This is a genomic window from Pseudomonas sp. NFR09, assembly GCF_900111535.1.
Classification (GTDB): Bacteria; Pseudomonadota; Gammaproteobacteria; order Pseudomonadales; family Pseudomonadaceae; genus Aquipseudomonas; species Aquipseudomonas extremorientalis.
Window position 1 is genome coordinate 393,243 of the sequence record NZ_FOIH01000005.1, and the last position, 8,289, is coordinate 401,531.

General features: G+C 51.1%; 5 protein-coding genes and 4 pseudogenes. 8 read left to right on the plus strand and 1 reads right to left on the minus strand.

The annotated features are described in order from the left end of the window. Positions 1-23: 23 nt before the first annotated feature. The 8 genes and pseudogenes from BMX59_RS30755 to BMX59_RS14490 all read left to right on the plus strand — a co-directional run bounded on the left by BMX59_RS30755 (position 24) and on the right by BMX59_RS14490 (position 6,841). Entirely contained in the window at positions 24-560 is a 537-nt protein-coding gene (locus BMX59_RS30755; protein WP_139212877.1) for a ParA family protein, read from the plus strand. A gap of 1,195 nt (positions 561-1,755) precedes the next feature. Beyond that, a pseudogene (locus tag BMX59_RS31080) lies at positions 1,756-1,878 on the plus strand (HAMP domain-containing protein); the annotation flags it as partial. 327 nt (positions 1,879-2,205) lie between these two features. Then, positions 2,206-2,742: pseudogene (locus BMX59_RS31085) on the plus strand (methyl-accepting chemotaxis protein); the annotation flags it as partial. A 206-nt stretch (positions 2,743-2,948) separates the two neighbouring features. Further along, positions 2,949-4,334, plus strand: a pseudogene (locus BMX59_RS14470) (IS4 family transposase). A gap of 186 nt (positions 4,335-4,520) precedes the next feature. Beyond that, on the plus strand, positions 4,521-4,823 hold the full coding sequence (locus tag BMX59_RS14475; RefSeq protein ID WP_092243295.1) for a hypothetical protein: 303 nt from the start codon (positions 4,521-4,523) through the stop codon (positions 4,821-4,823). A 464-nt stretch (positions 4,824-5,287) separates the two neighbouring features. After that, positions 5,288-5,515: a deaminase domain-containing protein gene (locus BMX59_RS31090; RefSeq protein WP_092243298.1), complete on the plus strand. Its 228-nt coding sequence runs from the start codon at positions 5,288-5,290 to the stop codon at positions 5,513-5,515. Further along, the gene (gene imm2 / locus BMX59_RS14485; RefSeq protein WP_093122535.1) at positions 5,515-5,868 is read left to right on the plus strand and encodes an Imm2 family immunity protein; all 354 of its coding nucleotides are present in this window, start codon (positions 5,515-5,517) and stop codon (positions 5,866-5,868) included. Before BMX59_RS31090 ends, imm2 begins: the two co-directional genes overlap by 1 nt. Positions 5,869-6,463: 595 nt before the next feature. Further along, positions 6,464-6,841 (plus strand): hypothetical protein, encoded by a 378-nt coding sequence (locus tag BMX59_RS14490; protein WP_102630118.1) that lies wholly within the window; start codon positions 6,464-6,466, stop codon positions 6,839-6,841. 644 nt (positions 6,842-7,485) lie between these two features. Here BMX59_RS14490 and BMX59_RS30465 read toward each other — a convergent pair. Next, a pseudogene (locus BMX59_RS30465) lies at positions 7,486-8,289 on the minus strand (insecticidal toxin complex protein); the annotation flags it as partial.

An 8,289-nucleotide genomic window follows, 5' to 3' on the forward strand; every position in this document is an offset into this window, starting at 1 on the left:
CAATCGATTCAGAGTTAAGCCCCATGACAGTCGCTGCAGTCGTTTCAACCAAAGGCGGGCCGGGTAAGACCACGGTTGGCGCCAATTTAGGTGCGTTCTGCGCCGATGCAGGGATCCGCATCCTGCCCATCGATCTGGATAATCAGCCGTCGCTGTCGTCGTTTTATGCGCTATCGCATGAGGCGCTTGAAAGGATCGACTACCACTTCAATGAGGACGAGAGCATTACTGGCATTCCCAGTGGTTTGGAGGCGATGCGCCAGATCACAGGCGGCTTTCAAGATGCTGATTTGATCGTCATTGCGGCGCGTCCTTCTATGGGGAAAACCAGTCTGACATTTAGTGTCGTGGATGCAGCGCCTCAACAGAAGCCAACCAACACGGTCCAGATCTATAGACATGTCGATGGGAGACAAACGGCCTCCAGCACAGACAATCCGGTAGCGACCGCAGCGCTTACCCTACAAGACTCCCTTGAAGCAGTGATGGCTCGGAGACATCATTGCTATCAAAGCGTTCATAAGTTGTACAAAAATAAATATCTGTACAACTTTTCATAAAGTTCTCAATCTCAATGCCGACAGGATGTCTGAAACGTTTAATTACATAAAACGTGATTAGCCGAATGAGCCAGACAGAGCCAGGCATTCGAGAAAATGGAATGTTCTCAACTACACATCAACTACAAACCGTCCCATTCCGGGCTGTGAGAACTCCATGAACATCCTTGCTCCTGCTGTTCACCTGGCTGACCGATTACGCTTCTCCACGAAATTCGGTGTGCTTGCAATCATCGTCCTAATCCCTTTGGTTCTGCTCGGTACGCGCGTGATCCATCAGATCAACGGAAGCCTTGAGGTCATTCGCTCGGAACAAGTAGGCCAGCGCTATCTATTGGACGTAACGCCTGTACTGCGTTTTTCGATGTTGCAACGTGCGCTCACCAACCGCTTGCTCAGCGGGGATAGAACCGCTCAAGCCGATCTGTCGGCCAACCAGTTGAAGTTGGAGGACGCGTTTTCGAAACTGGCTGCAACCGACCGACAACTCAACACACAGCTGGAAACCGGTGATCGAGTGCAGCGTCTGCACTCTGGGGCGCAGCGTTTGATTGAGCTGGCGAAAGCAGATGCCAATCAGAGTGCCATCTTCGACGACTGGAACGATCAGCTCACCGAGACGTTGAACTTCGTGTACTACGTATCGGCCACGTCGGGCATGGTGCTGGATGAAGATTACGCATCGTTGTTCATGATCGATCAGAGTACCTTGAGGCTGCCACGACAAATCAATATGGTCGGGCAATTGCGCGGGCTGGCCAGCGGGCTACATGACGGGCAAACGTTGAGTGCGGGTGCGCGCAGCGTTATCAAATCGATGCTCAAAAATGAGTTACTCATCCATAAAGAACTTCAGCAAAGCCTGGCACTTTTGCGCCGCAGAGAACCCGCCCTCACCGATAGTATTCAGGCGCCGATCACCAGTGCTTTTGCGAGCCTCGACAGCTTCCGCGCCGACCTCGAAGTATTGATTGGCGCGCCAGGCGACATCATCAGCGGCGTGCAGAACTTGCCGGCCAAGGGCAATGCGGTGGTGGCTGAGTTGTACAAAGCTCAAGACACGCTGCAAGACGCACTGTTGAATGCGCTTGAACGCCGAGTTCAGGAAAAAACGTCGGAACGGCTATTCATTCTAGGTATGTTTGTCGTTCTTGGCCTGTTGCTGGTGTATGTGTTCAGCGGCATCTACAGCGCCATGCGTCGCACGATCAACGATGTTTTGATTGCCACCCAACTCATTGCTCAGGGCGACCTGAGCGTGCGAGTTCAAGTGCGCGGCAAAGATGAAATGGCCGACGTGGGCAACGGCCTTAACCATATGGTGCAAGCCTTTGGCTCCTCGCTTGCCCAGGTCGAGCGCAGTTCACAATCGGTCTCCGATGCGGCGGAGCGCATTGGGGTGTCGATTGACCGGGCTAAACGCGCGATGAGCGCCCAGCAAAGCGAAACCGAACAAGTCGCTACGGCTATCAACGAGATGACCACCAGCGTTGCTGACGTGGCGCAAAACACCGAGGGTGCCGCCCACGCCGCTGGGCACGCCAGCCAGTCCTCCAACACCGGCCTGGCGAAGATGCAGGAAACCCGCGTGACTATTGAAGCCTTGGCCGATGAGGTAGAGCGCAGTGCGCAAAAGGTTTCGGCACTCGCGCAACACAGCCAGCAGATCGGCGGCGTGATTGAGGTGATCCGCAACATTGCTGATCAAACCAACCTACTGGCGTTGAACGCGGCCATTGAGGCGGCCCGCGCCGGTGAGCAGGGTCGAGGATTCGCGGTGGTCGCCGACGAGGTCAGAACTCTGGCCTCGCGCACACAAAACTCAACTGAAGAGATCCGCCGGATTATCCAAGAGCTGCAACTGGCGACAGGCGACGCCGTCGAGCAAATGAAAGCGGGCAAACTGCGCGCGCAGGAATGCATCGAATCCGCTGATCAGGCCTCGACTAGCCTGGATGCAATCAATGACGGCGTTGAGCAAATCGTAGGAATGAACACCCAGATAGCCAGCGCGGCGGTTCAGCAGCACGCCGTCTCGGAGGATATCAATCGCAATGTGACCGAGATTCGTAACGGTAGCGTTGCGCTGATGGAGGGCATAGAGGACAACGCTGTGACTGCGGAGGAGCTCACGCTGCTGGCAGGGGAACTGCGTACTGTCGTTTCGCGTTTCAAGCTGTAACGCGGCAAAGGGGGGCCGAATTTGTTGGCAATAAAAGATTTGTGGCACAGTCCGTTTCGGGTAAATGGCGGGTAAATGGGGTCTGACCCGAATGGCACTTACTTAACGGCTAACCAGCTGATATAACTACAAAAAAATTGAAAAAGGCCGCCCTTGGTCTACGGTGATAGTTGCGAACACACACCACTAGAACAAGGACAGCCCGCGTGAATCGTAGACGTCAAATCGTCAGGCATCAACAGCAGCGCATTCAGCAGCACGCCAAAAACAGCAATGCCCATGCGTTCTTTAAGCTGCTAGCCGATCCGGCGCTGCTACAGGGTGCCGAGTCAGTGATGCCCAAGCATCGTCAACGGTTGTTCCCGCCGACTTAAACACTGTCGATGTTTCTGGCTCAAGCCATGAATGCCGACCGTTCCTGTCAGAAGGCCGTGAATGATTTTTCGATCAAACGTTGCTGCGATGGGCTAAGCCCCAGCAGCGTGTACACCGGCGCTTATTGCAAAGCACGGGCGCGGTTACCGGTAGAGATGGTTTCAACGTTGTTGCGCTCCACGGGATCAACGATGAGTAACAACGCGTCACCATCCTGGCGCTGGATGGGGCGTCCGGTACGCCTCGTAGATGGCACCACGGTGGCCCTGCCAGACACTGCGGCCAACCAAGCTGCCTATCCGCAATCGCGTGGTCAGAAAGCAGGGTTGGGTTTCCCCATCTGCCGTTTGGTAGGAATCATTTGCCTGGCCAGCGGTGCTGTTTTAGATGCATCGCTGGGACGCTTTCGAGGCAAAGGTGGCGATGAACAGACGCTGCTCAGGACGATGCTCGATACCCTGAACCAAGGCGACATTGTGTTGGGCGATGCCTACTACGCAACGTACTTTTTGCTGTGCGAACTGCAACGTCGTGGAATCGACGGCGTGTTCGAACAATATGGCGCCAGGCGGCGCAGCACCGACTTCCGGCTCGGGCAATCGCTGGGGCCGGAAGATCACTTGGTTGAGCTGACAAAACCCAGGAATCGACCTTCCTGGATGAGCCAAACTTATTACGACGATGCGCCTGAAACACTGACAGTACGCGAACTGAAAACTGGCGGAAAAATCCTGGTAACCACCTTGAACTGCCCACAGCAAGTACCTAAGGCTGGGCTCAAATCACTGTACAAAGACCGATGGCATGTTGAGCTGGATCTGCGCAATATCAAGACAACGCTGGGGCTTGAAACGTTGAGCTGCAAGACGCCTGGCATGGCTGTAAAAGAGTTATGGGTGTATCTGCTGGCGCATAATTTGATTCGGATGATCATGGCCAAATCAGCGCTATTAGCTGATTGCTTGCCACGCGAGCTTAGCTTTAAACATAGCCTTCAATTATTCCTTGCGATGCGGCAATACAGCTGCGACGAACCAGACGATAGGGTGCAGGATTTACTCAAGTTGATCGCCAGGAAACGTGTCGGAAACCGGCCGGGACGGATTGAGCCTCGCGCCATAAAACGAAGGCCCAAGCCTTACCCGATGCTGATGCAGACGCGCTCGGCGGCAAGGGCCGAGGTCAGGAAAAATGGACACCCGAAGAAGGTTAAGTAAGTGCCATTCGGGTCTGACCCCAATTAGTTTCCAATTAGTTTTCTAACAAAGTGGGTGTGACTAAGCCTATATCTGATGTCAAAGTTGATCCGGCTGATTGGGGTAAGGGCAAATGGGGTCTGACCCCAATTAGTTCCGAAATGCGTTCTTTGAATGTTAGGCCAATAAACTTCCGGAGGTTGTATAGTGGTTACTCAAGACCTACAGTTAGTAAAGCAAATTTTTGAATTGCTAGATGCTGGAATCGTAGATGGCTACGATTCTTTTTGTTATGAGGTAGCAGTAAGCGTTGGGTATATAGAAACGGTTCTTACTGTTGAGAAGGAAGGGGTTCGGGTGACGGACGCAGAAACGGATTACAATGGAGCAATTCTCTATCGTTTGGTGAAGGAGTTGAAAGAGTGCGCCACCAGACGTGGTGAAAATTGGAATTCGTTTGCGATGACTTATGCGCGTGGAGAAGAAGTTAAAACAAAATTTGACGTTTGATTAATAAGAAATCTTATATCAAAAAAGATCGGTGAAAGTGGACGAGAAAGGGCGAGGCTATCTGTATGCGGCGAGATCATGGGGCCGAGCTGGGTCAGGATCCAGGCTCATCGCTCCGGATAAGCGAGGTTGTTTCTGCTAAAGCATTTGCAGTGAAGGAGGCACTAATGCCGACTTACCTTTCCCTTTTATTTATTTGCTGAACAGATCACTATATATTGGAAGTGCGCGTTATCAGGCACCTTTCCAGACAAGGCATTCCAGTTTGAAATTGCTGACGATCTTCTCGATGAATATGGGGTTTGTCTGATATTCTGGCAACTGTAGTTTAAAGATAGCGCAGAAATGGTCCAAACTAGGTGGTGCCTAATCCAGGTAACGGTAAATGCGGTCTGACCCCAATTATTTTTGGCTCTGGCAGTGGAAATTTTGTGGCTGATTCGGTGCCTAACAAGGCAGGTTAATTGGTTCGTCGAGACATTGATACGGAATACAAAATTCTAGACAATATAGCTGATCAATTAGGGAGAAACACCTCAGCCAGCGGAACCGTAAATATCCTGACAGAGAAAGCGGCCTGTGCAAGCTGTCTAAATGTAGCGGAGCAGTTCAGGGCGAAGTATCCTAATATCACTGTGAATATTTTCGATAATCAGGGCGTCATGTTGCGTCCACCGAGGAAGGCTCCGTGATGGAAGAAAGAGTGACTTACGCTGAAATTAGGGCTTGGTTTTTGGGCAGTTACTACAGCTACTGCAGAGTAAAGCTTAGGCATCGAAGCGCTTGGGTCGAAGGTGAAAGCGAGGTAGGCTTTGCTTATAGCGAACTCGAAAATTCCTTCGACCTGCCAATTGAGAAATTGATGCTTGAAATTTTAGTCCTTATTCTTTCTGCGGGTCGATCTTCCGAGAGTGTCAAGAAATATCATATGGATGCTGCCTTAAAGCTGATCGAGCAGATTGACCTTTCCTCTATGCTGAAAGAGCTGCCTCCGGAAGAGGCAGCAGACCTTGTTGAGGATCTTCGATTATTAGGGATTTGTTAGGCTTTGTACGAACAGTAATGTCGATGATACTGCATAGCGCAGGCCGGCGATCTAGGTGTTTGGACTCAATACCCATTATCATGCTCGGTTCGATAGTTTTTCCGGTATCAATGATGTATTTTGAAAAGGACAAAAAGGGGACGGATTTAAATTTTCTGAATAAATTAATCTGACCCCTTTTCTCATAATGGAATTGAGCAAAATACCGCTGTCGGAGTCAGCTCTAATGGCTTTGTAGTGCGCGCGAATCCGATAAGTACATGGATGTTTTTAGAATGATTAACTTAAGACTGGCAAATGAACATCTGGCTGGGCCGATATTTTGCCCTGATTTAGATCAAATGGGGCACGTTGACATCGGAGAATTGCCTATTTAGAGAAGCCTGAGCGATAGAATTAAGGTATGGGATGATGAGTATCAAAGCACTTTCAATGACGAATATCCTCCTGATTCCGGATTTTTCTCTCCGCAGGAGAAGGTTCGCCATGTAAATGTTTCCGGGGATATTTGGACTGGAATAACGCCTAGCGGTGTAAAGGTCAAAGGGTATTTGAGCCCTAAAACTACCGTATACCCATTAATGTAAGGGCTAAAATGAAAATTAACTTTTATTTGGAAGAGTCAATGGGTGATCCAACTCCGTGGTGTAGCACGGATGTGGGGGGGGCAAATGACGTTGATCTTCTTGCGTGCCTTTTGCTTGACGATGGAGGGCTACCTTTGGGGTGCACTATTTCTTGGCTGGATGAGGGGTTGAGTAGAATAATCTCAGTGAGAAACGCCGAGAAAGTCTTCACTGAATGGGTGCGTGAAACTTGGGTAGCTGATATTTCGATAAGTGAGGTTAAAGTCTACTCACTTCATGATGAGGAGTTTGCAGTTACAATTAGTTTAGATGACTTCGAAAAGGCTTTGCTAGGTTGGAGAAATTTTGTTGTGTCATTTCAGCAGGGAGAGAAGTTTTTAGGGTGAGGTACCCATAAAGGCGTTGAGACAGTCTGCTTGCCCGAGCGTACGAATTCGATGCTTAAGAGACTATTCAGGCGGCATTATTGTTTATAAGGTCTCGCGCGATCGGGCTTTCTAGATTTTTTGATGCGACAGTGGATGACGCTGAAAAGATACTTCTGGCCGGAGACTGGCCGAAAATTTCTGACATTTACAGCATTCCAAAAGAGTATGGCTATGCCGATGCCAAGTAATAACGGCCTGGGTCAAACTAGTAGGAAAAGGCTCCTGGCTGCAAAAACGTGCATACAGATAAGGTCGAGAAAGTAGATCGCTGAGACGCCTCGTCTCCGGGTGCTGACAACGACCGTCTCCTTTTCTTACAGATCATTAATTTGCCCAGCTTTGACAAGCCATCCCAACCCGACTAACTTTCCTGGCGTGACGCATTCATGCGACCCACGCTATGCAGCAATTCCATCTCTCCACCACTTTTTTGTGGCCCCGGTGCGTCTAACAGCTAGCAAGTGACTGTTAATCATTGGCTTCCTGGTTCGAGTCCAGGTCGTGGAGCCAGATAGCGACATAAAGAGAAGCCTGCAGAGATGCAGGCTTTTTTGCCTTGGTTTCTCCCTGGCGATCAACGCGTCCAGTCTTGCAAGCCGGTACTAGGGCTGTGAAACTGTGGCGGTGCGAGGCACGGCTGCTTGGCGAATCGTGTAGCGAATATGCAGGATAACGTCCGTCAGGCTTATCAGTAGCTCGCGTTGACGCGTCGTGGCGTTCGGAAATGACAGCACGAAGACGCCCTCATTGATCGGTATACCTTCGAACGGGAAATACTTGCCGTCATTGAAATCAAGTTGGAACTGGCCATTGTCATCAAGCCCGTGGGACAACGCTATCGCCTTGCAGCCGTCAGCGAGCGAATGGGTGGAGGCATACCGAAGCACTGCATGGACCTCCTGGTAAGGGCCGAGCACCACCGGTAACGACACGCTCAGCGTCTTGATCTGGCGCAACGTGCCCAAATTCAGTGCGCTGGGGTAATCATCGTTTATCTGCATGGTATTCAAGTTGAATTTGATCGCCAGCAGGTCGCTCGCCAGGCTTACCTCGATCACCTCGGGTTTGCTGGGCGAGGTAACGTTGTTGAGCAGGTCGCGTACTACGTGACTCAAGGTCTGCTTCGACAATTGCTGCAGGGAAACAGTGCGTTGTACCTCTAACGTGCGGCGGTCCCAGTCCAGGTATCTGTTTTCAATGTGCTGAAGGTTCTGCAGCAGGCCTTCACCCGCCAAAAGGCCCTGATAGGTGTCGCTCCAATTGCCCGGGCGCAGATACGCCGTAGTATCGCCTGTTTCCCATTGATAACTGCGCTGTGCGCGGGCGCAGACACCGACGGCCAAATCATAGAGTTGGTAATACAGCGCCGCGAGGCGGCCGGCCTGCCAGTTGAAGAGCGTCTGGCT